Raw genomic sequence first — 24,294 nt, forward strand, 5'->3', positions numbered from 1 at the left:
CTGGTTGCAATTGCCGTTGCTGCACTCGGCGGAAGTCGGCCACACCACCGGATCCACCCGGTAGCCGGCCGCCTCCATCGCCTGGATGGTATCCGCGAGGCTGCCGCCCGTCCCGGAGGGCGGTTTCAAGGGGGCGTCGCAACTCCTCAGATCGAGATGTTGCGAGAGGTGATCGAGAAGCTGACCGCCCGGTGCCGCCGACTGGAGGACGACCTCGGCCCCGAGGTCGTGCTTCCCATGGTCGACGCCCAGCGTGAGCTGGTCGCAGGTCCACTGCACAGTGAAACGCTGCTTCCCGCGCTGTGCGACCGCCTCACCCATGCCTACGCCCAGCTCAGCTAGCTCGCCGGCTCTACGGCAGGCGCGTACCCGGCTCCAGCCGTGGGCGGACAACAAGCACGTCCGTCATCTCGACGAGGAACTTCGCTCCCTGGGCATCGTTTCCCAGGTCAAGGCATGAATCGAGCGGATCGCCGTCGTTTCGTACTCGAAGCATCAGCCCTGGCGGCTAACGTGATCTCGTCGTGAAGGGGGCGGCCGATATCTCGGCATAGGCTCTTTACCTGGCCATAGGATTCGAGCCTGCCGAGCTTGGCCGCCGCCACCCACGGAGCGGCGACGCTGGGAACGGATACGAGACGCAAGGGCGAGGTCGCGAGCACGATGGAGCAGGTCAGCCTGGAGACCGGCAAGATGAAGAAGATCAAGGGAGAGGCGAACGCCGTGCCGCGCTCCCTGTGTGCTGGGGAGAGCATCGGCTTCGTCATCGGCGAGCGGATCAAGCTGAAGGGTAACGAGCCGATCAGGCATGCCGTCGAGAAGATCCTCGCCTACGAATACCGGATTCCGGCTGAACTGCCTGAGAGCGCCAAGGCTTACCGGCGATTCCGGGAGAAGTACCCCCAGCAGGGGAGCCCGCGTTGATCACTCGGATCGAGGCCTACAACTACCGCTGCTTCCCCGCGCTCAGCGTCGACCTGAGCCGTTACCACGTCTTCGCCGGAGCCAACGGGGCAGGGAAGACGACACTGCTTGACATTCCTACGCTTCTCGGTGACCTACTCGGTCGACAGCGGGCGGTCACCGCGTTCCTGGAACGGCAGGAGCACGGCAGGGCCGCCCGAGCGAGTACGCCGACCGACCTGCTCCACAAGGGGCGAGGCGACAGCATCGTCTTCGTCATCGAGGCGAAGCTGGACGACGAAGTCGTGGAGGCGCTGTCCGTGGCCGGCCAGGTCCGGCCGGGCCGCCGTGAGATCCACACCCACCTGCGATACGAGCTCTGCCTGGAGGTCGGACCGCGTGTGCTGAACGTGGCGGAGGAATATCTTTTCCTTTACTCCGACGCGGGGGTACGTCCGGAGCCTGGAACTTTTCCGCAGGGGAGAGTCGGTTTCGGCGGCACCTTGGCACACCCGGACTGGCAGCCGGTGATTCTCCGGGAAGGGCGTGCGCCGACCCGATTCATCCCGGAGACGACCACGCCGACCGCAGAAATCGATGCGCGGAGGTCGCCTTCCGCCTCCTCGCACCAGGATCTGCCAGGGACGTTCGCTCAGGAAACGGGAATTCCGCCACTCCGGGTGCCGCCGGGGCAACTCGCGCTCGGCTCGGTTCCCGCCGACCCGACCCTCTTTCCGGCCGCGCTCTGGCTCGCGCAGTTGCTCCGCGAAGGTGTGGTCTTCTTCGCCCCTGACTGGGAGGTGTTGCGCCGCCCGGCGCCTCCTGGCGACCCGGCTCGGCTTCTGCCGTCGGGGGTGAACATGCCCTGGCTCGCACTGGATCTACAGCAGTCCGACCCCGACCGATTCGCCTCCTGGGTCGATCATGTGCGCACCGCACTGCCCCAGGTCACCGGGATCAGTGTGGTCGAACGTGAGGAAGACCATCATGCCTACTTCGCGGTGGAGTACGCGGGGGGGTACCGGGTGACCTCATCAGGCCTCTCCGACGGCACGCTGCGCATTCTGGTGCTGACGCTCCTGCCCTACCTGAGGGAGGAGGAGATGCCCAGGCTGCTGGTGACCGAGGAGCCGGAGAACGGCATCCACCCGCGAGCGATCGAGACGGTCGTTCAATCGTTGAGTTCTCTGTACGACTCTCAGGTTTGGATCTCCACCCACTCTCCGATCGTGCTCGCCCATACCGAGCTCGCGGATGTGCTGGCCGCGAGGCTGAACGAGGACGGCAGCGTCAGTGTGATCCCCGGCAACCGCCACCCTCGGCTTCGCGACTGGCGCGGCTCGCTCGACATCGGCACGCTCTTCGCGGCGGGAGTGCTCTCGTGAGCGCTGCCCCAGCGACGGGTGGCGTCGCGTCACCGCTCACTGTCTTCCCCAACGTCGTGGGAGTTCGTGCGTGATCTCATCTTCCCCCCGGTCGTCATCGCAGCGTGACGTTGTCTTCCTCGTCGCCGACGCGGGCATGGAGCAGATGCTCCGTGGGTTCTTCGGGCGTGAGAGGTTCCATCAGAGCCTCCGCTGTGGCCCTTTCTCCTTCGATCCCGCCCTTGACGTCATCGTCGACACCCAGGGGCGAGATCCGGGTGTCTATCTGCGTGCCCATCAGATCCTCAGTGCTTATGAGGGGAGATACGCTCACGCCGTCGTGATGCTGGACGCGGCATGGGAGGGCAGCCCGGGGGCGGTCGCAATCCGCGACGACATCGCCGAGCGGATGAAGGGCAGTTGGGAACGTTTCGCCGTCGTGGTGATCGACCCGGAGTTGGAAGCCTGGGTCTGGCAGGACAGCCCGCATCTCGCCCAGGTGTTGAAATGCCCTCCCGATTTCCGCGCCATTCTTGAGCGCAGCGGTCACTGGCCCGCGAACACGCTGAAGCCACCGGACCCGAAGGCCGCCCTCGATCACCTGCGTCGCCGTTATCGGGTGAAGGCGTTCAACGCCGACTTCGGCAAGCTCGCCGCCAAGATCTCCGTGCGGCACTGCCAGGACGCCGCTTTCAACTACCTCTGTGATCATTTGCGCGCCTGGTTTCCTGCGAACGCCGTCACTTCGGAGCACTCGTGAAACCCGTCGACCTCGCCCTCTGTATCAAGCTCAATAGGACTCTCAGGGGCGAAGTTCTTAGCACGGAATGAACAAGGCGGGGAGTGGTGTAGTTCTTGATCATATCGGTCGAATCCTTGTGGAGATCGTGACCCGCTTGTTTTCGTGGTCCATCCCTGCTCGTCCCGTCAGGGGGCGACATGGGAGATCATGGTGGTTCCCCATCCGGATATCGTGCTAAGTGGTCTCATGACAGGCGGACCGGGAGCACAGTGGCGTCCTTTAGATGGACGCGGCCACCATGTATCGGAGGTTGATCTTGCAGGGAGCACTCGGCGACATCGTCGTCCTCGATCTCTCTCGCGCGCTCGCGGGTCCGCACGCCGCGCAGATGCTCGGTGACCTGGGGGCCCGGGTGATCAAGGTGGAGCATCCCGAGGGGGGTGACGAGTCGCGGGGGTGGGGGCCGCCGTTCGTAGGCCCTGATCATGATATTTCCACGTATTTCCTGGCGGCCAACCGCAACAAACAGTCGATCGCCGTCGACCTCAAGTCCGCCGAGGGGAAATCGCTGATCGAGCGGCTGGTGCGTCAGAGCGACGTGCTGGTGGAGAACTTCCGCACCGGGGTCCTGGACCGGCTGGGTTTCTCCGCCGAGCGGCTGCACGAGCTCAACCCCCGCCTCGTCATCCTGTCGATCACCGGGTTCGGCCATGACGGGCCGGAGGGCGGCAGGCCCGGCTATGACCAGATCGCGCAGGGGGAGGCGGGGCTGATGAGCCTGACCGGCCCGTCGCCCGAGGAGCCGTACCGGGTGGGTGCCTCGATCGCGGACCTGCTCGGGGGCATCCACGGCGCGTACGGGGTGGTCGCCGCGCTGTACGAGCGGGAGCGGACCGGGCGGGGCAAGGTCGTGCGGACCTCGCTGCTGGCCGCGGTGACCGGGGTGCACTCCTACCACGGCACGGCCTGGACGGTCGGCGGGCAGGTGCCCGGGGCGGGCGGTAACCACCACGCCTCCATCGCTCCGTACGGCGCCTTCCGCTGTGCCGACGGCATGATCCAGATCGCGGCGGCGAACGACGTGCAGTGGCGCAAGGTCGCTGCCCTGCTGGACATAGACCCAGATGTCGCGAAATATGCGATCAATAGGGAAAGATTCGCGCATCGGGATGAGCTGATCGCCGACATGGAGCAGGCGCTCACCAAGCATGACAGGAGGCACTGGCTGGCCGCGCTCGCCGAGGCCGGGGTGCCCGCGGGGGCCATCAGGTCCATCGACGAGGTCTACGCCTGGGATCAGACCCGCTCCCAGGGCCTGGTGGTCGAGGTGGACCACCCCGTGCTCGGCACCATCGAGCTGCCGGGACCGCCGCTGCGCTTCGACGGCGACGCCCCCGTGCGCCACACCGCCCCGCCGGCCCTCGGCGAGCACGGCGACGAGGTCCTCGCCTGGCTGGAGGAGCGCGAGCGATGACAGGCAGCCTTCCGGCCCACGCCCGCATGCCGTCTCCCGGAGCGTGGTTATGACCCCGGTACGGCCCGACGCGCGGACGCTGATCGACACCTTTCTCGATCCGGGGACGTGGGTCTCGTGGGACGAGCCGCCCGCCGACCCCGCCGCGCCCGGCTCCGGGTACGCGGAGGAGCTCGCCGCGGCCCGGGCCAAGACGGGGTACGACGAGTCGGTGATCTCCGGTGAGGGCCTGCTCGAAGGGCGGCGGGTGGCGATCGTCGCGTGTGAGTTCTCCTTCATGGCAGGTTCGATCGGGGTGGCCGCCGCCGAGCGGCTCACCGCCGCGGTCGAGCGCGCCACCGCGGAAGGGCTCCCGCTGCTGGCCGCCCCGGCCTCGGGCGGGACCCGCATGCAGGAGGGCGCGGTGGCCTTCGTCCAGATGGTGAAGATCACCGCCGCCGTGGCCGCGCACCGCGCGGCGGGGTTGCCGTACGTCGTCTACCTGCGTCATCCCACCACCGGTGGCGTCTTCGCATCCTGGGGGTCGCTCGGGCACGTCACCGCCGCCGAGCCGGGCGCGCTGATCGGCTTTCTGGGGCCGAGGGTGTTCGAGTCGCTGCACGGCTACCCGTTCCCCGAAGGTGTCCAGGTCTCCGAGAACCTCTTCGCCCACGGCCTGGTCGACGCCGTGGTGTCGGCACAGGACGCCCGGGGGATCGCGGTACGGGCGCTCGCCGTGCTGTGCGCACCGCGCGCGGGCCTGGATCCGGGGGAGGAGCCCGACGGGCGGATTCCCGCGATCGAGGCGTGGGACGCGATCAGCCGTTCCCGCCGTGACGACCGCCCCGGGGTGCGGGCACTGCTCAAGCTCGGTGCCTCCGACGTCACCCCGCTGCACGGCACCGGTGTGGGCGAGAACGATCCCGGGCTGATCCTCGCCCTGGCGAGGTTCGGCGAGGCCCCCGCGGTCGTGCTCGGCCAGGACCGGCGGCACCAGCGGATCGACGCCCCGCTCGGCCCGGCCGGGCTGAGGGTCGCGAGGCGGGGCATGCATCTCGCCTCCGAGCTGGGGCTGCCGCTGGTCACCGTGATCGACACCGCCGGTGCCGCGCTGTCGAAGGCGGCCGAGGAGGGCGGCCTCGCCGCGGAGATCGCACGTTCCCTGGCCGATCTGGTGATGCTCGACGCCCCGACGGTGTGTCTGCTGCTGGGGGAGGGGGCGGGCGGTGCCGCCCTGGCGCTGCTTCCCGCCGACCGGGTGCTCTGCGCGCAGCACGGCTGGTTGTCGCCGCTGTCTCCCGAGGGGGCCTCGGCGCTTCTTTACCGGAGTGTCGACTTCGCGCCGGAGATCGCCGCGGCGCAGGGGGTGAGATCCACCGACCTGCGCGGGAACGGGCTCGTCGACCGGATCATCCCGGAGTTTCCCGACGCCGCCTACGAGCCGGAGGCGTTCTGCGTCCGGGTCGCGCGCACCCTGGAGCACGAGATCGCGGGGCTGCTGAGCCAGGATCCCGCCGACCGCCTCGCCGCCAGGCTGGCCCGTTACCGGCGGCTCGGCACCGGCTGAAAAGGCAGCGGCTGAGAAAGGCGCCGGCCGAGCGGGATACCGGTTGAGCGGGACCCTCGCCGAAGTGGACCTCGGCTGAGAGGGACGCCTCCGAGGAGGCGCCGGTCGAGAGGAGGGCGGCGGGTTACGGCTCGGCGCCCTCCGGCGAGAGGGGGACGGGCAGCCGCTCGATCCTGATGGAGAAGACCTCGTCGCGGGGGACGACGACCTCGTACGCCCCGTGGTCGACCATCCAGTAACCCAGCGCCTCGGCCTTCATCCCGCTGTGCCCGGTGTAGGCGATGTGCAGGCTCTCCTCGCCGTTCTCCTCGGAGACGTCGAGGACCAGGCACGGCTCGCCGCCGAACGCGCCGACCGTGCGGACCAGCACCAGCCAGTCGAGGTCCTCGCGGGCGACGACGAGCCGCCAGTAGCCGGAGGCCGCCTCGAAGCCCTTCTGGGCCTCCTCGTTGAACAGCACCACCTCGGAGGCGCCGGGGCCGAGGGCCGCGGCGTACGTACGGCCCAGGTAGCGGGCGGCGAAGCCCGAGGCCACCGGCTCGATCTCGGCGCTCATGAGGCGGGCCGCCAGCTCAGGCCGTCGTAGAGGCCGAAGGGGCGCTCCTCGCCGGGGACCACGTGGATGATCTCGGCCCCCGCGGGGATCGGCATGGGTGTGGTGTGGAACTGCGGCACGACGTGCTCCCGCGAGGTGGTGAAGCCGTTTCCCGCGAAGGGCGGTGAATCGTTCCAGTCACCGCCCATGTGCGGTCCGTACGGCACGATGTAGGCGTCCATGTCGCGGGCGAACCAGCGCATCAGGTAGATCTCGGGGACCGTCGCGGTCAGCTCCGACCCCTCGAACCCCAGGTCGAGGCCGACGAAGAGCTGCGCGGGGGTGGTCAGCCGCGCGCAGTCCTGAACCCGGTAAACGTATCCGGAGATCACGGTGCGTCTGCCGGCCAGATAGGGCACGAGCAGCCGAGGCGGTATGACCTTCTGCATCTGCGTTCTACGCCCAGGTGGCTCACTCACGATCGGCATTTTACGATCTGCCGAGAGGGAGTCGCCGGTGTTCCAGGCACGGTACGGCATTCCGGGTGGCAATCGTGATCTGCGAGTCGATTTCACACGTCTGTACGGCCGGCGTGGGTCCCATATCGGTGCGTGTCACTCCCATCGGATCGACCAGCATGCTCCGTCCGATCCCGAATCCGTCGCGGGCCTCGGGGTTCGGCGCCTGGCCCACGGCGGCGACCCAGGTGGTGTTCTCGATCGCGCGGGCCCTGACGAGGGTGGTCCAGTGTTCTTCCTTCATCGGCCCCGATCCCCACGCGGCGATCACCGCGAACACCTCGGCCCCCAGGTCGACGAGGGCCCGGGTGAGCTCGGGGAAGCGGATGTCGTAGCAGGTGACCAGTCCCACCCGGAGCCCGGCCAGCTCGACCACGACCGGCGTGTCGCCCGGCGCGACCAGCTCGGACTCGCGGGCGCCGAAGGAGTCGAACAGGTGGATCTTCCGGTAGGCCGCCTCGATCGAGCCCGAGGGGCCGATGGCGACCGCGGTGTTGTACACCCGGCCCTCGACGGGCTCGAACACCCCCGCGATCACGGCAAGCCCGTGCTCCCGCGCCGCCGCGGCCAGTCCGGTGACGAACGGCCCGTCCAACGGCTGGGCGAGGTCGGTGACGCGCTTGCCGTACCGGGTGAGGGTGGCCTCCGGGAAGATCGCCAGCTCGGCGCCGCCCGCGGCGGCCTCGGCGAGGGAGTCGAGGACCCGGCTCAGATTGGCGGAGGGATCTTCGGCCACCGGGATCTGGCAGAGGGCTATGCGCGTCACGGGTGTGACCCTATCCGTCTGTTCGGCACTCGTTCCATCCATGTGAGGCTTCGCCACGCCCATTCCAGCGGGCCGTACCTGAACCTGCCCAGCCACACACGGCTAAACAGCACCTGGAGCGCCAGAACGGCGGCGGAGAGCGCCACACCGGCGAGCCGGGTGGTGTCCGCGACGAGCAGCGGCACGAAGAGCAGGATGATCGGGGTGCTCATGAGGTAGTTCGTGAGCGCCATCCGGCCGAGCGGGGCCAGAAGCGCGAGCAGGAGGTCGCGCAGCCGGGTCCGCAGCAGGAGCAGCAGCCCGGTGCAGTAGGCCGTGGCGGCGGCGAGCCCGGCGGCCGGGTAGACGGACGCGTGGAACAGGGCGGGATCCTTGGCGATGACCACCCAGAGCCAGGTGAGCGTCACGCCCAGCACCGTGCTCGCGACGAACGCGGGGAACAGCAGCCATTCGGGCGGCGGGTGCTCCATCAGGGCCATGCCCAGCACGAACAGGCCGGGGACGAGGATGATCCCGCCGCCCTGGTACACCGCCCACGCGGTGAGGGCGACGCCCAGCACCACCACCGCGGGCTGCGGGAAGAACGAGGCGGGCAGCAGGACCAACACCCCGAAGATCGCGTACGGCAGGAGCACCTCGCCGTGGTTGAAGACCTGGTGGATCGCGCCGAGTGCCGCGAGCACCGCGAGCCTGCGTAGCAGCACGGCCCAGGGGTGCGCGGTCCGTGCGGCCGCCGACCTCAGGAAGAGGACGAAGCTCAGCCCGAACAGGAAGGAGAAGATCGGATAGAACCTGCTCTGCAGCAGGTTGTCGATCGCCCAGTCGACCGCGTTGCGATCGGACTCCCTCAGGTGCTCACGCGTGTGCTGCCAGGTGTTGACCACCATGATCCCGCACACCGCGAAGCCGCGAAGCGCGTCGAGCTCGTGGAGCCGGGGCGGTCCGGTCGGTCCTGCCGGTTCCGCCGGTCCGGTCGGTCGGGTCATTCGGGTCACAGCAAATAGACGTACCACCCCATAATCACCTACGCATAGACGACCCCATCCATAAGCCCTTTTCAGGCTTCCGGTCCGGCTCAGCCGCCGGCCAATGCCTTTCTCAGCTTGAGGGCGAGGCCGGCCGTGAACGTCTTCGCGTCCTCGCAACCCTTCCGCCCGAGCGACCAGCAACTGAGCAGCTCGTGGACCTCGGTGCGGAAGACCCGGCTGAACTCGCTGTAGTACGGGGAGGGCGGACGGAGCCTGGCCTGGGTCAGCGCGCGCAGCAGTGTGTCGGGCCGCACGCTCTCGGACTCCGGTTCCGCGCTTGAGGAACCGGAGGAACCGGAGGAACCGGAGCGAGGGCCGGGCGGGGCCGCCGGGGCCTGGCCGTCGCAACCGGTCCCCGCCTCCGTGTAGAGGGCTGAGACCCTGGCCGGGGCGAACCCGCCGCACCGGTAGAGCAGTCCGGCCGCCTCCTCGCCGGTCAACGCCGCCACCAGTCGCTGCGCGAGGTCGCGCCGGGGAGTGTGTCTGGAGACGGCGAGGTACTGGCCGCCGAGGACTCCCTGCCAGGGGAGTGGCGCCGCCAGGAAGGCGATTCCGCCCGACTTCCGTTCCCCGGAGAGCACCTCGTGGGCGTAGGGCCAGTGCCTCAGGAACAGCGCGCGCCTCTCGCGGAAGGCGGTCAGCGATTCCGCCTCCGTGCTGCCGAGGGTCTCCCCGGAGATCACGCCGGCCTTCACCGTCTCGATGAGCCGTCCGACGGCCTCCACACCCTCCTTCTGGGCGATCACCACCTGGCCGTCCGCGTCGACCACCTCTCCGCCGTTGGCCCAGATCGCCTCCAGGGCGTTGACCGTGAGCCCTTCGTAGGAGGCGAACTGCCCGGAGAGGCCGAGGGCGGTGGGGTCGGGCCCGGCGCGGCGCGCCTTCGCGAGGTCGGTCATGTCCCGCCAGTTCGCCGGTGACCTCAGGTCGTGGCGGCGGTAGAGCAGTCCCACGTCGGTGTTGAACGGCACCGCGTACTGGACGCCGTGCCAGGCGCCCGCGGACCAGATCTGGGAGAGGAAGTCGTTGGTCCCGCCGTGTGCGGTGGTGTCGATCGGGCGCAGGTATCCCTCCTCGGCGAACTCGGGGATCCACTGGATGTCGAGGTTGTACACGTCGTAGTGCCCGGCCTTCGACTGGGCGGCCGAGATCATCGCGCTGCGTTGCTCGTCCGCGACCGAGGAGATCGCCACGAAGCACGCCCGGGGCCTGCCCTTGACGCCGTTCCAGACGGCTTCGAGCGCCCGTTCGCGGGCACCTCCCGAGACGTCGGCGCCACTGGCGATGCGCAGGACGCAGTCCTGCCTGGGCGGTCCCGGGGGAGGGGTGGGCGCGGTGCTCGCCGCCAGGGAGGGAAAGCAGGCGAGCAGCAGGAGGAGAAGGATCACTCCGCGGCCGGCCGGCTCCGCCACGGCCGGTGTTCCTTGCCCGGCCGTCCCACTTGAGGAAGCCGGTGTGACCCGCCCGGCCGTCCCACCTGAGGAGAACGGCGATGACGGCGGAGGCGGCGTGGGACGGCTCATCCGGTGACCGGCCGGAGTTCGGTGAACGCGTCGTCCAGCTTCTGGTCGGGGTCGGTGCTCGCGTCGTAGCAGGACATCAGGCCCTCGTCCCTGAGCGCGGGCAGCGGGGAGGTCTCGCAGCCGTGCAGGTCGAAGGAGAGCATCAGCAGGCGCACACCGTCGCGCCCTTTGATGTCCTCGCCGCTCAGCCCTCTCGGATTCCCGCCGTCGGTGAGCACGAGCACGACCTTCCGCTCTCCCGGGGCGCCCGTCCTCTCCAACCGGTCGAGAGCCTTTTCGATGATCGGACGCATCGGGGGATCGGGGCGCGAACCGCCTCGGTAGGCGTTCTGGACTTCGGTGAGCCTGCCGGTGAGGGCCTTTCCCTCGTCGCCGACGGGCGCGGGGGAGACGGCGTAGTCGTCATCGGGGAAGAACGTCATGATTCCCGTGGTCCGCTCGCCGCGCTTGGACGTGACGGCGACCTGGGCCACCTGGATCGCCGCCTCCAGCCGTGACCTGCCGTCGTTCACCTTGTTGCGCGCCATCGAGCCGGAGACGTCGACCACGACGAGGACGTGGTCCGCGAGGGGGGTCGTCAGCTTGTACAGCAGCTTGGGAATGTCGGGCTTCCAGTTCGCCGCCACCGGCGCGTCGCTCCTCAGCCGATGTGTTTTCACCGGCAGCCTCTGGACGTCCAGGCGGCCCTCGGCGTCACGGAATCCGTAGCGGGGGAGGATCTCCCGCAGGAAGTCGCAGAACTCCTCGACCGTCTGCTCGACGGCAGGGGGCCGCCTCAGGTCGGGCCACCGCTTGGAGACGCATTCGTACCGCATGGCGTGGCCGCCCTTCGGGTAGACGGCGACCGGTCGCGGAGGCTTCTTGCCGGCGCTTCGCGGCACGGAGACGGCGCCGGGCGACGGCCGTTCGCCTCCCGCACCGGAAAGGGCGCAGCCGCCCGGTTCGGGAAGCGCGGGGTCGGCGCCCGACAGCGCGACGTCGAGCTCGTAGAACTGCTGCTCGGTCATGACCATCGCGGAGGTGTCGAGGGAGTTCGCGTACCGGCACATCACGTCGCGGACGGTGTCGCCCGGCCGCACCTTCCTGGACAGTCCTTCCGCGGGGCCGGGCGCGGCGGCCGTGGCCATCAGGCCCACGTTGGAGGCGAGCGGATGGGTGCGCACGACCTGCTGCCGGGCGCCGGGCCTGCTCCGCAGCAGGTCGGCCCAGTCGCGCTCTCCGGGATTCCTGTTCGCCTCGGTGAGCTCCTCCGCGAGCCTCTCCGGTGCGGCGATGACCAGTGGCGAGGTCGCGACGACCGTCCGCTCGCCGAACGTCGCCACGCCGTCCGTGTCCCTGTTCACGTAGTCGATCTCCTGGGAGGAGTCGGCGATCCACCCGTCGGGCCGGGCGCCGGGGGGTTTCCTCGCCGTCCGGCCGGCGCCCGGCCCGACGGCCGGTTGGACGGGGAACGTCCAGTCGCTCAGCCGGTCCCGCACCTCGGCGGCGCGCAGCCCGCTGACGTTGATGTTGATCTGCCGGCAGCCCCACAGGTCGACCTTCCCCGCCATGAACTCCCCGGCCGCCCGCTGGACGACCGGGGAGGTCTCGGCGGACGCCAGGAGCGTGATCTCGTCGGGGACCCGGCAGGTCACCCACGGCTCGTCCTTGGGAACGACCGCGAGGGCGGCGACGACGGTGACCGCGACTCCGGTGCAGAGGAGCCACCAGACGTCCCGGCGCACCCATCGGGAGAACATCGTGAGAACGCCGTACGACCGCTCGGGAATGACGCGACGCAGCCATGCGGTGCTTTTCAGCAGGTGGCCTGGGAAGATGGTCAGCGTCGTCAGCGCGAGAATCCCGAGGATCAGGGCGACTTTCGAAGCCGTGGAAATGGAGAGGGCGAGAAGCACGAGAAGTGTCTGGATGAGAGCGTTGGAGAAACCCGTCACCATCTGCCAGGCGCGGTTCGTCGATCCGGCGGTGTCCGACGAATGCGGGGGCTCCGAAGTCTTCTCGCTGTTCACGATCTGTCAGCTGTCTCCGCCGGTGGTTTCCCGCTGGTCCGCCTTCACCCTACGTCGGATCATCACCACCGAGAGATGCTTTCTGTGATCTAGGGAGGGGGATTAACCGCTTTGGTATTTACGGTCGGCCGCATTTGAGGGCGGGAGAGGCCGGGGCATTCGGGCTGGTGTGTTACGTCCGTATCGCGAACTCCAATGGAATGAAGAGCCGACAATCGGGCGACTCGCCGCCGGACGCAGCCGATGTGTGATTGTCGAGGCGCGTCCATGATCGTTGACAGAACGTATTCGGCGTGCTTTCCCGTCGCGTGCTCACCGCTTTTCCGGGCGCTCTTCGTGAATGCCGGCGCGTCAGGCCCCCGTCACCGCGTCTGCGACGCTCTCGGGACGAGATGTTCCCGGGAAAGGGCGCGCTCGGGAACGAGGCCGGGGCGGAGGCCACGAGGCGGCGGGAAAGGGCGGGACTACGCTGTAGCGCGTGAACGATCCTCTGGTGGCGCGGATGCGCGAGTTCGGTACGACCATCTTCGCCGAGATGTCGGCGCTCGCCCTGCGAACCGGCTCGATCAACCTCGGGCAGGGCTTTCCGGACACCGACGGGCCCGCCGCGATGCTGGAGCGGGCGGTGTCGGCGATCCGGGAGGGCTCCAACCAGTACCCGCCGGGGCCGGGGACGCCCGAGCTGCGCCAGGCCGTCTCCGAGCACCGCAAGGACCACTACGGGCTCGACTACGACCCCGACGGCGAGGTCCTCGTCACCGTCGGAGCCACCGAGGCCATCGCCGCGACGATCCTCGCGTTGTGCGAGCCCGGCGACGAGGTGATCGCCTTCGAGCCGTACTACGACTCCTACGCCGCCGCCGTCGCCCTCGCCGGGGCCGTGCTCCGCCCGGTCACCCTGCGCCCGGTCGACGGCCGCTTCACCTTCGACCCCGCCGAGTTGCGCGCGGCGGCCGGGCCGCGCACCCGGGTCGTCCTGGTCAACTCCCCGCACAACCCCACCGGTACGGTCTTCACCCGCGCCGAGCTGGACGAGATCGCCCGGCTGTGCCTGGAGCGCGACCTGGTGGCGGTCACCGACGAGGTCTACGAGCACCTCACCTTCGACGGGGTCGAGCACGTGCCGATCGCCACCCTGCCGGACATGCGCGAGCGCACCGTGATGATCTCCTCGGCGGGCAAGACCTTCTCGGTCACCGGCTGGAAGACGGGCTGGATCTGCGCGCCGCCCGAGTTCGTCAGGGCCGTGCAGACCGTCAAGCAGTTCCTCACCTACACCGCCTCCGCGCCCTGGCAGCTCGCCGTCGCCCACGGTCTGCGGCACGAGTCGGCCTGGGTCTCCGCCCTGCGGGCGGATCTGGAGTCCAAGCGCGACCGCCTGATGGCGGGCCTGTCCGCGGCGGGATTCGAGGTCTACCGCCCCGCGGGCACGTACTTCGTGCAGACCGACATCCGTCCCCTGGGTTTCACCGACGGCCTCGCCCTCACCCGGGAGCTGCCGTCCCTGGCGGGCGTGGTCGCCATCCCGACCCAGGTCTTCTACACCCACCCCGAGCGCGGGAGCCACTTCGTCCGCTTCGCCTTCTGCAAGCGGGACGAGGTCATCGACGAGGCGGTGAGCCGCCTGGCCGGGCTCGGCGCGGCGGGCGCGGCGCGAGATGGAGGTGGAGGGGGATGATTCGCCTGGCCGGCCCCGGTGGGGCGGGCGCGGCGCGAGGTGGAGGGGGGTGATTCGCCTGGCCGGGCCCGGTGCGGCGGGGGCGGTTCGACCTGGAGGGGGATGATCGGGCATCCTTGGGGATGACGCGACTGGCGGCAAAGGGATGGCATCAACCATCGGGGAGCTCGCCGTGGGAGTCGACCGCCTGGGCGCCCACGCCGGGAGGAAGCGCATGTCCCAGCCCGTATCGAACGGTTCCAGCTCCGAGGGCACGTCGTCGGCCCGGTTGCTTCCCGGCGGCCCGGTCGCCGAGCGGATCCTCGCCGACGTGGCCGAGCGGGTGGCCGCCCTGACCGGCCGGGGTGTCACGCCGAGCCTGGCGACGGTCCTGGTCGGTGACGACGACGCCAGCGCCGGATACATCCGCATCAAGCAGCGGCAGGCCGCCGAGCTCGGTTTCGCCTCGCCGCACGAGCACCTGCCCGCGAGTGCCACCCAGGCGGACCTGCACGCGGTCATCACCGCCTTCAACGACGACCCGGCGGTGCACGGTCTGCTCGTGCAGCACCCCGTCCCCAAGCACCTCGACTACGACCGGGCCCTGCAGGTCATGGATCCCGACAAGGACGTCGACGGCATGCACCCGCTCAACATCGGGCGGCTGGCGCTGGAGCTTCCCGGCCCGCTGCCGTGTACGCCCGCCGGGATCGAGGCGCTGCTCGCGCACTACGAGATCCCGGTGGCGGGCCGGGAGGTGGTCATCCTCGGGCGCGGGGCCACGCTCGGCCGTCCCCTCTCGATCCTCCTCGCGCAGAAGCGCCCGACGGCGAACGCCGCCGTCACGGTCGTGCACACCGGGGTGAGCGACTGGCCGCGCTACACGCTCCGCGCCGACGTCCTGGTCGCCGCCGCGGGCGTGCCCGGGATCATCCGGCCCGAGCACGTCAAGCCCGGCGCGGTCGTCATCGGCGGCGGGGTGCGTTACGAGGGCAGGCGTCTGCTGCCCGACGTCGACGAGTCCTGCGCCGAGGTGGCCGGGGCGATCACCCCCAGGGTCGGCGGGGTCGGGCCCACCACGGTCGCGATGCTGTTCCGCAACGCGATCACGGCGGCCGAGCGCGCCGTGGGCTCCGCCTCCTCGGAAGGCTGAGGGCGCCCGGTAGCCGCCCGGAAGGCGCCCGTACCTCCCTGAAACGCCGGTCGCCGTCTCGTCCACCCGGGACCGATCTCCGTACGTGTACTTTCTGCTGCGGAGAGTGATCGACGGGTGCGTCCGCGGGGTGACGCGCACGGTGCGGAGCGGGTGGGCGGCGGGTTCCTTCCGCCGACGCGCCGCTCTCCACCTCCGTGATTCGCAGGAAGGAGAGCATCGACGATGCGACGGGGATTCAGGGTGCTGGTGTCGGTGGCGGCGGTCGCGCTGGGCTGCGCGGGATTCGTCCCGGGCGCGGCGGCCTCGGACTCGGAGTCCGCCGCCTGGGGACCCGTCCGCAGTCACCAGAACTGGCGCTGCCTGGACGCCGATCTCGGGACCATCGGCCCGAACGGGACCAAGGTGCAGCTGTGGGGCTGCAACGGCTGGGACAACCAGTCGTGGAGCTACGAGGTCTCCACTCACACGATCCACAGCAAGGAGAACGGCCGCTGCCTGGACGCGGATCTCGGGACCATCAACGCGAACGGCACCAAGGTGCAGCTGTGGGACTGCAACGGCTGGACCAACCAGAAATGGATCTACGACGCGACGAGCCACACGATCTACAGCATGCACAACGGCCGCTGCCTGGACGCGGACCTGGGGACCATCAACGCGAACGGGACCAAGGTGCAGCTGTGGGACTGCAACGGCTGGGCCAACCAGAAGTGGACGCTCTGACGGCCGCCCGAGGGCGGCGCTACGTGCCATGTCCGTCGTTCGCCCGCGCGGGGGCCTGATCCCGGCCGGGGAAGGGGGGCGACTCCCCGTGGCGCCGCCACGAGGGGCCGCCCTCGCCCGGGGAGGGCCGATGCGCGAGGCGGAAATGAGAGGGCCCGGGGCCGGCCGGAGAGCGGGCCGGTCCCGGGCTGCGCGGGGGTGGTTACGGCCTGCCCGCGCCGATCGGCGGGGCGGCGGGGTCGGCGGCCGCCGGGGCGGGGGTCCGCGCCGAGCGCAGCGGGATCTCCTTGATCATCAGGACGGCGAGCGAGGCGAGGACGGCGATCGGGACACCGACCACGAAGACCGCGCTCATCGCCCGGGTGAAGGCCTCCAGGATGATCTCCAGGACGGGCGCGGGGAGGTTGTGGATGGCCTCGGGGGAGCCGAGGCTGGGGACCGCGCCACCACCGCTCAGCGGCAGGTGCGCCGCCTTCGCGAGGGAGACCAGCTCCGCGGTGAGCCGGTTGGACAGGATCGCGCCGAAGGCCGCGACGCCCACCGCGCCGCCGAGTGAGCGGAAGAACGCAACCCCGGAGGTCGCCGAGGCGAGGTTCGCGCGGCTCACCGCGTTCTGGGCGGCGAGGATCAGGATCTGCATGGAGGCGCCGAGCCCGATGCCGAGCACCGCGTTGTCGATGCCGACGATCACCAGCGAGCTGTCGACGTGCAGGCGCGAGAGCAGGAACAGCCCGAGCGCGACCAGCAGCATGCCCACCACGGGGAAGATCTTCCAGCGGCCCGTCCTGCTGACGAGCCGGCCGGTGAGGATCGAGGCGGTGAGCAGGCCGAGCACCAGGGGGAGGGTCATCAGGCCCGATCCCGTGGGGCTCATGCCCTTGACGATCTGCAGATACTGCGGCAGGAACATCAGCGCGCCGAACATCGCCGCGCCGACCAGCAGGGAGGCGACGGCGGTGAGCACGAAGGTGCGGTCGCGGAACAGGTGCGGGGGCAGGATCGGGTCGGCGGCCCTGCGCTCGGCGACGACGGCGAGACCGAACATCACCAGGCTGAGCGCGCCCAGGCCGTAGGTCCACGTGGAGTTCCAGCCGAACTCCTTGCCCCCGAGGGAGAGCAGCAGCATCAGCGCGGTGGTGCCGCCGGTGATGAGGGTCGCGCCCCACCAGTCGACCTTCGTGTCGCGGCGGACGAGCGGCAGCCTCAGCACCCTCTGGATGACGACGAAGGCGACCACGGCGAGCGGTACGCAGATCCAGAAGGTCCAGCGCCAGGACATGTTGTCCACGATGAACCCGCCGAGCAGCGGGCCGGCCACGGTCGAGACACCGAAGACCGCGCCGATGTAGCCGGAGTAGCGTCCCCGCTCGCGGGGCTCGACCACGTCGCCGAGGATGATCTGCGGCAGCGCGGCGAGGCCGCCGGCGCCGATGCCCTGTAGCGCCCTGGCGGCGATGAGCTGGGCCATGTCCTGGGAGAACCCGGCGGCGATGGAGGCCACCACGAAGACGACCAGCGAGACCTGGAACATGAGCTTGCGGCCGTAGAGGTCGGAGAGCTTGCCCCAGATCGGGGTGGAGGCGGTCATGGTGAGCAGGGTCGCGCTGGCGACCCACGCGAGCTGGTCCTGGCCGCCGAGCGTGCCGACGATCGTCGGCAGCGCGGTGCCCACCACGGACGTCGAGATCATCGACGTCAGCATGGCGAGCATCAGTCCGGCCAGGATCTCCAGCACCTGCCTGTGGGTGAAGGACGGTGCGGCCTCGGCCTGGATCTGTTGTTCGGTCAGCATGAACCGCCCCCAATGTATGTACGGTACATGCGAAGTTAGTAGACGCTTGTTTACTCGTCAAATCTGGAAGGATCCCGTAAGTGGATGAGACACGGCATCGCGACAGGGAGGGCACCAGGCGGCGCATCCTCGACGCCGCCCGCCTGCTGTTCGCCGAGCTCGGGTACGACCAGGTGACGATGCGGATGATCGCCGCCGAGGCGGACGCCAACATCGCGCTGATCAACCGCTACTTCGGCAGCAAGCGGGACCTGTTCGCCGAGGTGCTCGCGATGCAGGGACGTTTCCCCGGCGTCCTGGAGGGCCCCGAGGAGGAGCTGCCCCGCCGGCTGGCCGAGTACGTCGCCGAACGGCTCCGCTCCGACCAGGGGAGCGTGGTGCTGGCCGCGCTCATCCGGTCGTCCAGCGCCCCGGAGATCCACGAGATCATCCGCGACCGGGTCAGGACGGCGATCCTGGAACCCCTCTCGGCGCGGCTTCCCGGCCCCGAAGCGGCCTTCCGGGCGATGATCGCCACCGCGCTCGTCACCGGCACCGGCACGATGCGTCAGCTCTACGGCCCCGACGCGGCCGGCGCCCCCGACCGCGAGACCGTGATCGCCCGCCTCACCGCCGTCTTCGAGGCCTGCCTCAGGGCATGAGGTCCGTCGGAGGACATGAGCCCGCCCCGGGACATCGGGGCCTGCCGCAAGACATGAGGTCCGCCTCAGGGCATGAGGCGCCGGGCCCACGCCATGGGATCATGGTCACATGACCTGGTTGCGCTGTGCCTTTCCCCGCCCGGGGGCGACCACGCGGTTGTTCTGCCTCACGCACGCGGGCGGATCGGCCAACGCCTACCGCGCGTGGTCCGAGCTGCTGCCCCTGTCCGTCGAGCTGCACGCGACGCAGCTGCCCGGCAGGGCCGACCGGTTCGCCGAGCCGCTGCCCGGCGACATGGACGCGCTCGCCGACGAGGTGACCGGGTCGATGCTGCCACTGCTCGACCGGCGTTTCGCGCTGTTCGGGCACAGCATGGGGGCGACGCTCGCCTACGAGGTCACGCGCCGCCTCGAGGCGAGGGGGATCGCCCCGGCGCGGTTGTTCGTCTCCGGCGCGAGAGCGCCGCACGATCCCCGCGACAGGCCCGCGATCTCGGGGTACGCCGACGACGACTTCGTGGCCGAGCTGGCGAAACTCGGCGGCACCGAGGCGGAGGTGCTGTCCCATCGGACGATGCGCGAGGTCGTCCTGCCCTACGTCCGCGCCGACTTCCGCCTGGCCGAGGCCTACCGGCACCGTCCCGGCCCCCCGCTGCACACCCCGATCTCCGTCCTCGTCGGCGACGCCGACCCGGTGGTCACCCCCGCCCAGGCCAAGTCGTGGGAGACCCGTACGAGCTCCGGCTTCTCCCTCACGGTCTTCCCCGGCGACCACTTCTACCTGCAGCCGCGGCGCGTGCCGGTGGTCGAGGAGATCACCCGTACGCTCATGGGGTGAGAGATTGGCCGGTTGTGCCGAAGGACGGGCGCCCCTTGGGCAATGAGTGCCCATGAGGCGAGACGGGCAGGCCGTTAACGTCGGCCAGGTGGGTGAACGAATACTGATCGCGCTCGGCGGCAACGCCATGACCGGGCCCGACGGAGGCGCCTCGCCAGGCGACCAGCACCGCGCGGTCGAGCAGGCGATGCGCCACGTCGTCGCGCTCATCCAGGAGGGTCACCAGGTGACCCTCACCCACGGCAACGGACCCCAGGTCGGCAACCTGATCCTGAAGAACCAGCTCGCCGCCCACGTCGTGCCGCCGGTGCCGCTCGACTGGTGCGGGGCGCAGACCCAGGCCACCATCGGCACCCTCGTACTCAACGCGCTCGACGGCCGCGCCGCGGTCGTGGTCACCCGTACGCTCGTCGACCCCGGCGACCCCGCCTTCGCCGACCCGGTCAAGCCGATCGGCCGCTACTTCAGCGAGGCCGAGGCACGCCGGTTCGAGGAACTCGGCCAGACCTGGCGCCACTTCGAGCGGGGCTGGCGCCGCGTGGTGGCCTCCCCCGAGCCGCTGGAGATCCTCGACGCGCCCGCGGTGGCCGCGCTGGTGGCCGCGGGCTTCACCGTCGTGGCCGCGGGCGGCGGCGGCGTGCCCGTGACCCGCGACGCGCAGGGGCGGCTCGCCGGGGTCGAGGCCGTGATCGACAAGGACCTCGCCGCCGCGGTGCTCGCCCAAGCCGTGCGGGCGACGGTCCTGATCATCGCGACCGACGTCCCCCAGGCCGTCGTCGGGTTCGGCACGCCCCGGGCCAGGCCCCTGGGTCACATCACCGCGGCCGAGCTGCGCGTACTGCACGCCGCGGGCCATTTCGCCGGGGGCAGTATGGGGCCGAAGGTCGAGGCCGCGCTGCGCTTCGTCGAGCAGGGCGGCGACCGGTCGGTGATCACCTCCCTGCAGGACATGGGCGCGGCGCTCACCGGGGAGACCGGCACCGTGGTGCGAAAGTGAACAGGACGCGATCGAAAGGCGGCAGAGATGCCCGAACCCATTGAAGTGCGCAAGGTGCCCATCGAGAGTGTGACCGACGCCTCCGGGCTGGCCAGGCTCATCGACGACGGGGTGATCGAGGCGCACCGGGTGCTCGCGGTGATCGGCAAGACCGAGGGCAACGGCGGCGTGAACGACTACACCCGCATCCTGGCCGACCGGGCGTTTCGCGAGGTGCTCCAGGCCAAGGGGCACCCGTCCCCGGAGAGCGTGCCCCTGGTGTGGTCGGGCGGCACCGACGGCGTGCTCAGCCCGCACGCCACCGTCTTCGCCACCACCGCGAACGCCGAGCCGAGCGACGAGCCGAGGGTGAGCGTCGGCATCGCGATGAGCGAGGTGATCCTGCCCGAGGACATCGGCCGCCCCGCGATGGTGGAGAAGGTCGCCGCCGGAGTCCGCGAGGCGATGAAGATCGCCGGGATCGACGACCCCGCCGACGTCCACTACGTCCAGACCAAGACCCCGCTGCTCACCCTGTCCACGATCAACGACGCCAAGTCGCGCGGCAAGGACGTGGTGATCGAGGACACCGGCCCGTCGATGGACATCTCCAACTCCACCACCGCCCTCGGCATCGCCGTCGCCCTCGGCGAGATCGAGATGCCCTCCGCCGACCAGATCCACCGCGACCTGTCGCTCTACTCCTCCGTCGCGTCGTGCTCCTCGGGCGTCGAGCTGGACCGCGCCCAGATCGTGGTCGTCGGCAACGTACGGGGGATCGGTGGCCGATACCGGATCGGCCACTCGGTCATGAAGGACGCGCTGGACGCCGACGGCATCTGGGAGGCGATCCGCTCCAGCGGCATCGAGCTGCCCGAGCGCCCCCACCCGTCCGACCTCGGCGACCGGCTCGTCAACGTCTTCATGAAGTGCGAGGCCGACCCGTCGGGCAGCGTGCGGGGGCGCCGCAACATCATGCTCGACGACTCCGACGTGCACTGGCACCGCCAGATCAAGGCCACCGTCGGCGGTGTCGCGGCGAGCGTCACCGGAGACCCGGCCGTGTTCGTCTCGGTCGCGGCGGTCCACCAGGGGCCCAGCGGCGGTGGCCCGGTGGCCGCCATCGCCGACCTCGGCTGACAGACGGCACACGCACCCCGGCGCACCGGGCCGGGACACCCCGCCCCCGACACATCGCCCGGGACACCCCGCCCGGGACCCCCCGCCCCCGGTGCCGGGATGCCCAGGCCCGGTGCGCCGCTCCGGCGTACGCGTCACGTCCGAGCCGAGGTCGGGCCGGGGCGGGCCGGGTGGGGCGATCGTCCCCCCTGGCCCGGCCGAGGGTAGGCTCCCGGTTCGTGCCGAGCATTCCGCGACCCCTGGTCCCCGGCGACGACGGTGCCGCCGACGCCGCCGTGACATCCGCGCTCGCCGCCTTCGCCGAGGGAGAGGCGCAGGCCGGCGAGGTCGTCGCCGCGCTGAGCGGGGCCCGGCTGCTCGTGCCGGTGGTCGCCCTGCTCAAGGAGTCGGAGATCGGCGAGCACGGGCTGCGGCAGGAGAAGGAGAGCGAGATGGCCCTCCCGAAGCTCGTCGGAGCCGACGGCCGCGAGGCGGTGCTCGCCTTCACCGGGACGGAGGCGCTGCGGCGGTGGCGCCCCGACGCCAGGCCCATCCAGGCCACGATCCTTCAGGTCTGCCAGGCCGCGGTGCACGAGGGCAGCGCGGCGGCGGTGGTGGACGTCGCGGGCCCGGTGCCCTTCGTGATCGAGGGCGGCCTCCTGCGGGCGCTCGCCGCGGTCGAGTCGGGCACCCTGGACCGGCTGGCATCCGAGGCCCCCGACGTCACAGTGGCGCGGATGGAAGAGATCGCCGAGCCTCCCAGGCGTCGGCGGTTCGGTTGGCCGCCGCGTGGACGAGGTTGACCGTGAGGATCGCCGGGGCGATCACGGCGACGAACCCCCCGAAGTCGCGTTCGAAGACCAGGGCGAGGATCACCGCCGTCACCCCGTTCTGCTGGGCCAGCCCCAGATGCACCCGGTCGATCATCGGCAGGCCGTGGGTGAGGACCAGCGCGGCGACCATCTGCGCGGCGTACGCGGCCAGACCGAGCAGCACGCCCATCCCCATGTTCGTCCCGCCGACGAGCAGCAGGCCCGTCAGGAACGCCGACAGCGCGAACGCCGCGCTCACCGCCCGGCCCAGCCAGCGCGCGTCGGGCAGGCGCAGGTAGAGCCCGGCGGTCGCGATACCGAGCATGAGGGAGGTCCAGGCGGCCGAGACGACCGCTCCGGCGGCCGTCACGTAGGTCAGCACCGGCGGGGCCTTCCTGATCAGCCGCCACAGCAGATAGACCACGACCGCGAACAGCACGTTCAACCCCAGGTCGGCGAAGTACGAGGCCGAGAGCCCGCCGCCTCCCGAACCGCTCACCAGCGCCGCCGCGTAGACGGCGAGGATGATCGTCACCGGGTCGTCGAAGGAGGACCACGCCCCGAGGATCGTCTTCGCCCGGTTCGACAGACGGCTGTCCCGCATCATCCCGGCGACCGAGAGCGGGTCGATCTGGGCGACCACCACCGCCATGATCAGAGCCCGGGGGTCGCCGGAGACGAGGTAGACGACCCCGGCGATGAACGCGGTCTTGAGCAGCACCCCGACGGTGACCGCGAGCACGATCAGCCGCGAGTGCTCCCTCGCCTCGGCGCGGTCGATCCCGTGCGTGCTGCCGTACAGGCCGATCGCGAGCAACAGGCTGCTGAGCAGCACGTAGGCGCTGGAGTGTTCCAGATCACGCAGGCCGCCCAGGTCGGCGGCGAGCCAGCCGAAGCCGACGACGACGATCAAGAGCCCGATTCGGGCCAACGTTCGCTCCTTGGGATGGATCGCAGGTGCCCCTGGGGTTTCGGGGCGCGTTCTCGCTGGTTGATCGGGGGCAGGGTGAAGTGCCCGCGGATGGTGTCCACGAGCTTGGCCATCTTGTCGTCGGCGACGTCGACCTTCCGCTGGTCCAGGGTCACCCCGATGAGATAGCGGGTCTCGTCGACCCAGTAGAAGAACATGGCCCCGCGCTCCACGTCGAGGACCGTGCGGATGAGGGCGCCGCCCTCCAGCCTGTGCAGCTGCTGGTTGAGCCGCTGGGTCAGCCAGTTGAGCTGGTTGCCCGCCCTGAGATAGATCTTCCTGCGCTCCTCCTGGTCGGTCTCGTGGAAGAAGTGGGCCAGGTCGCCGTCCTCCAGCACGTCGGTGTAGAAGCGGCACCTCTGGTCGCCGAAGTAGGCCACGAAGTGCAGGTCGTCCTGGTCGACCATGGCCACGCAGCTGGCCAGTGCCTTCTCCACCGAGGGGCCGATGTCCGGCATGGTGCGGATCAGGATCTCCGACTCGCCGATCACCCTGCGCTTGGTGGCCGTGGGCAGCGGGCCCATCCCGGCCTCCAGGTAGGGGAGGTAGAGGCCCCGGCGATACTGGACGAGCAGGTAGACGCCGGTGGCCACGGCGAACGCGCTCACCCCCGCGGTCACCAGGCCGTGCAGCTCGCCGGGCACCCCGCCCCGCCAGAGCACGGGGCCGAACGCCGCCACGAACCCCAGGACCGCCTCGCCCGCCGCGGTGACCGTGAGCGCGACCACCATCAGCACCGGCAGCCGCGCCCTGATCCGGCCGAGCACGGTGGCGATGAGGGCGAGCGCGACGATCACCGTGATCACGGTGGCCGCGCGGGCCACGTCGTACTCCTCGCCCTCGATGTACCACGCGAGGAGTTCGAGCAGCACGGGCAGGAGAACGAGTGACGCGATGACCGCGGGCAGCTTGCTGAAGCGATCCGTGTCCACGCGTTCCTGACCTCCGGGGGTAGGTAGGGGTGCCTACAGCCTCCGTGATCATCGCCGTCATCGTCAATGACCTCCGAGGTCACTTCGATCCTTCGGTGTGGACGGGGCTCGGCGTGCGGGGTGGCCACCGGATGCGCGCCGCTCGGGACTCTTTCCGCGGAGCCGGAGACCGGTGCGGGGTGGCCACCGAATGCGGGTCTTCTCGGCCACTCCGGTGGGGGCGGGGCTCGGCGTGCGGGGTGACCACCGGGTCCCCTCGGCGGGAAGGGA

The 24,294-nt window shown here is 70.3% G+C and carries 24 protein-coding genes; 14 read left to right on the forward strand and 10 right to left on the reverse strand.

Annotation, left to right across the window (positions count from 1 at the left end; translation table 11 throughout):
• Positions 1–168: 168 nt before the first annotated feature.
• The 3 genes from AB0B90_RS15945 (at position 169) to AB0B90_RS15955 (ending at position 2,288) form a co-directional block, all read left to right on the forward strand.
• Entirely contained in the window at positions 169–342 is a 174-nt protein-coding gene (locus AB0B90_RS15945; RefSeq protein WP_350946778.1) for a hypothetical protein, read from the forward strand.
• Between the two features lie 249 nt (positions 343–591).
• Positions 592–924, forward strand: a complete 333-nt coding sequence (locus AB0B90_RS15950; protein WP_350946779.1) for a hypothetical protein — start codon at positions 592–594, stop codon at positions 922–924.
• A complete protein-coding gene (locus AB0B90_RS15955) occupies positions 921–2,288 on the forward strand; it encodes an AAA family ATPase (protein WP_362923069.1) in 1,368 nt (455 codons plus the stop codon). Before AB0B90_RS15950 ends, AB0B90_RS15955 begins: the two co-directional genes overlap by 4 nt.
• Positions 2,289–2,382: 94 nt before the next feature.
• On the opposite strand, the gene AB0B90_RS15960 is transcribed toward AB0B90_RS15955, so the two are convergent.
• Positions 2,383–2,601 (reverse strand): hypothetical protein, encoded by a 219-nt coding sequence (locus tag AB0B90_RS15960; RefSeq protein ID WP_350946781.1) that lies wholly within the window; start codon positions 2,599–2,601, stop codon positions 2,383–2,385.
• Positions 2,602–2,610: 9 nt separating this feature from the next.
• Here AB0B90_RS15960 and AB0B90_RS15965 point away from each other — a divergent pair, with 9 nt between their 5' ends.
• From AB0B90_RS15965 to AB0B90_RS15975, 3 genes are all read left to right on the forward strand, one after another.
• Entirely contained in the window at positions 2,611–3,027 is a 417-nt protein-coding gene (locus tag AB0B90_RS15965) for a hypothetical protein (protein ID WP_362923071.1), read from the forward strand.
• 265 nt (positions 3,028–3,292) lie between these two features.
• Positions 3,293–4,483, forward strand: a complete 1,191-nt coding sequence (locus AB0B90_RS15970) for a CoA transferase (protein WP_362923073.1) — start codon at positions 3,293–3,295, stop codon at positions 4,481–4,483.
• 49 nt (positions 4,484–4,532) lie between these two features.
• The gene (locus AB0B90_RS15975) at positions 4,533–6,029 is read left to right on the forward strand and encodes a carboxyl transferase domain-containing protein (protein WP_362923075.1); all 1,497 of its coding nucleotides are present in this window, start codon (positions 4,533–4,535) and stop codon (positions 6,027–6,029) included.
• Between the two features lie 124 nt (positions 6,030–6,153).
• Here the strand turns inward: AB0B90_RS15975 and AB0B90_RS15980 are convergent, their stop codons facing one another.
• From AB0B90_RS15980 to AB0B90_RS16005, 6 genes are all read right to left on the reverse strand, one after another.
• Positions 6,154–6,585: a hypothetical protein gene (locus AB0B90_RS15980; RefSeq protein WP_350946785.1), complete on the reverse strand. Its 432-nt coding sequence runs from the start codon at positions 6,583–6,585 to the stop codon at positions 6,154–6,156.
• Entirely contained in the window at positions 6,582–7,043 is a 462-nt protein-coding gene (locus AB0B90_RS15985; RefSeq protein WP_350946786.1) for a hypothetical protein, read from the reverse strand. Before AB0B90_RS15985 ends, AB0B90_RS15980 begins: the two co-directional genes overlap by 4 nt.
• A 10-nt stretch (positions 7,044–7,053) precedes the next feature.
• Positions 7,054–7,848 carry a carbon-nitrogen hydrolase family protein gene (locus tag AB0B90_RS15990; protein ID WP_350946787.1) on the reverse strand — a complete coding sequence of 265 codons (795 nt, stop codon included), beginning with the start codon at positions 7,846–7,848 and terminating at the stop codon, positions 7,054–7,056.
• On the reverse strand, positions 7,845–8,834 hold the full coding sequence (locus AB0B90_RS15995; RefSeq protein WP_362923077.1) for a DUF418 domain-containing protein: 990 nt from the start codon (positions 8,832–8,834) through the stop codon (positions 7,845–7,847). The genes AB0B90_RS15990 and AB0B90_RS15995 overlap by 4 nt, the downstream gene beginning before the upstream one ends.
• An 89-nt stretch (positions 8,835–8,923) precedes the next feature.
• Positions 8,924–10,288: an extracellular solute-binding protein gene (locus tag AB0B90_RS16000; protein ID WP_362923079.1), complete on the reverse strand. Its 1,365-nt coding sequence runs from the start codon at positions 10,286–10,288 to the stop codon at positions 8,924–8,926.
• Positions 10,289–10,395: 107 nt separating this feature from the next.
• Positions 10,396–12,408: a VWA domain-containing protein gene (locus AB0B90_RS16005; protein ID WP_362923081.1), complete on the reverse strand. Its 2,013-nt coding sequence runs from the start codon at positions 12,406–12,408 to the stop codon at positions 10,396–10,398.
• Between the two features lie 478 nt (positions 12,409–12,886).
• Between AB0B90_RS16005 and AB0B90_RS16010 the strand changes: the two genes are divergently transcribed.
• The 3 genes from AB0B90_RS16010 to AB0B90_RS16020 all read left to right on the forward strand — a co-directional run bounded on the left by AB0B90_RS16010 (position 12,887) and on the right by AB0B90_RS16020 (position 15,944).
• Positions 12,887–14,086, forward strand: coding sequence for a pyridoxal phosphate-dependent aminotransferase (locus AB0B90_RS16010; RefSeq protein ID WP_350946791.1), 1,200 nt, complete (start codon positions 12,887–12,889; stop codon positions 14,084–14,086).
• A 214-nt stretch (positions 14,087–14,300) separates the two neighbouring features.
• Complete coding sequence (locus AB0B90_RS16015; RefSeq protein ID WP_350946792.1) at positions 14,301–15,218, forward strand: tetrahydrofolate dehydrogenase/cyclohydrolase catalytic domain-containing protein; 918 nt, start codon at positions 14,301–14,303, stop codon at positions 15,216–15,218.
• 225 nt (positions 15,219–15,443) lie between these two features.
• Positions 15,444–15,944, forward strand: coding sequence for an RICIN domain-containing protein (locus tag AB0B90_RS16020; RefSeq protein ID WP_350946793.1), 501 nt, complete (start codon positions 15,444–15,446; stop codon positions 15,942–15,944).
• Between the two features lie 202 nt (positions 15,945–16,146).
• On the opposite strand, the gene AB0B90_RS16025 is transcribed toward AB0B90_RS16020, so the two are convergent.
• Positions 16,147–17,736 carry an MDR family MFS transporter gene (locus AB0B90_RS16025; protein WP_350946794.1) on the reverse strand — a complete coding sequence of 530 codons (1,590 nt, stop codon included), beginning with the start codon at positions 17,734–17,736 and terminating at the stop codon, positions 16,147–16,149.
• 80 nt (positions 17,737–17,816) lie between these two features.
• Between AB0B90_RS16025 and AB0B90_RS16030 the strand changes: the two genes are divergently transcribed.
• The 5 genes from AB0B90_RS16030 (at position 17,817) to AB0B90_RS16050 (ending at position 22,113) form a co-directional block, all read left to right on the forward strand.
• On the forward strand, positions 17,817–18,377 hold the full coding sequence (locus AB0B90_RS16030; RefSeq protein ID WP_350946795.1) for a TetR family transcriptional regulator: 561 nt from the start codon (positions 17,817–17,819) through the stop codon (positions 18,375–18,377).
• Positions 18,378–18,486: 109 nt separating this feature from the next.
• The gene (locus AB0B90_RS16035) at positions 18,487–19,215 is read left to right on the forward strand and encodes an alpha/beta fold hydrolase (RefSeq protein ID WP_350946796.1); all 729 of its coding nucleotides are present in this window, start codon (positions 18,487–18,489) and stop codon (positions 19,213–19,215) included.
• Between the two features lie 88 nt (positions 19,216–19,303).
• Complete coding sequence (arcC, locus tag AB0B90_RS16040) at positions 19,304–20,212, forward strand: carbamate kinase (RefSeq protein ID WP_350946797.1); 909 nt, start codon at positions 19,304–19,306, stop codon at positions 20,210–20,212.
• A 27-nt stretch (positions 20,213–20,239) separates the two neighbouring features.
• Positions 20,240–21,331 (forward strand): ring-opening amidohydrolase, encoded by a 1,092-nt coding sequence (locus AB0B90_RS16045; protein ID WP_350946798.1) that lies wholly within the window; start codon positions 20,240–20,242, stop codon positions 21,329–21,331.
• A 218-nt stretch (positions 21,332–21,549) separates the two neighbouring features.
• Positions 21,550–22,113, forward strand: a complete 564-nt coding sequence (locus AB0B90_RS16050) for an SseB family protein (RefSeq protein WP_350946799.1) — start codon at positions 21,550–21,552, stop codon at positions 22,111–22,113.
• Here the strand turns inward: AB0B90_RS16050 and AB0B90_RS16055 are convergent.
• Entirely contained in the window at positions 22,034–23,053 is a 1,020-nt protein-coding gene (locus AB0B90_RS16055; protein ID WP_362923087.1) for a cation:proton antiporter, read from the reverse strand. The two genes, AB0B90_RS16050 and AB0B90_RS16055, sit on opposite strands and share 80 nt — an antisense overlap.
• A complete protein-coding gene (locus tag AB0B90_RS16060; protein WP_350946801.1) occupies positions 23,032–24,024 on the reverse strand; it encodes a hypothetical protein in 993 nt (330 codons plus the stop codon). Before AB0B90_RS16060 ends, AB0B90_RS16055 begins: the two co-directional genes overlap by 22 nt.
• Positions 24,025–24,294 lie beyond the last annotated feature (270 nt).

This window comes from Streptosporangium sp. NPDC049078 (assembly GCF_040648855.1).
Lineage (GTDB): Bacteria > Actinomycetota > Actinomycetes > Streptosporangiales > Streptosporangiaceae > Streptosporangium.

Coding starts and splice junctions, on each gene's coding strand:
- AB0B90_RS15965 (WP_362923071.1), top strand. CDS start 2,611: ATGCTGGACGCGGCATGGGAGGGCAGCCCGGGGGCGGTCGCAATCCGC.
- AB0B90_RS16045 (WP_350946798.1), top strand. CDS start 20,240: ATGCCCGAACCCATTGAAGTGCGCAAGGTGCCCATCGAGAGTGTGACC.
- AB0B90_RS16015 (WP_350946792.1), top strand. CDS start 14,301: ATGTCCCAGCCCGTATCGAACGGTTCCAGCTCCGAGGGCACGTCGTCG.
- AB0B90_RS15970 (WP_362923073.1), top strand. CDS start 3,293: ATGGACGCGGCCACCATGTATCGGAGGTTGATCTTGCAGGGAGCACTC.
- AB0B90_RS16020 (WP_350946793.1), top strand. CDS start 15,444: ATGCGACGGGGATTCAGGGTGCTGGTGTCGGTGGCGGCGGTCGCGCTG.
- AB0B90_RS15980 (WP_350946785.1), bottom strand. CDS start 6,585: ATGAGCGCCGAGATCGAGCCGGTGGCCTCGGGCTTCGCCGCCCGCTAC.
- AB0B90_RS16025 (WP_350946794.1), bottom strand. CDS start 17,736: ATGCTGACCGAACAACAGATCCAGGCCGAGGCCGCACCGTCCTTCACC.
- AB0B90_RS15995 (WP_362923077.1), bottom strand. CDS start 8,834: ATGACCCGACCGACCGGACCGGCGGAACCGGCAGGACCGACCGGACCG.
- AB0B90_RS15975 (WP_362923075.1), top strand. CDS start 4,533: ATGACCCCGGTACGGCCCGACGCGCGGACGCTGATCGACACCTTTCTC.
- AB0B90_RS16035 (WP_350946796.1), top strand. CDS start 18,487: ATGACCTGGTTGCGCTGTGCCTTTCCCCGCCCGGGGGCGACCACGCGG.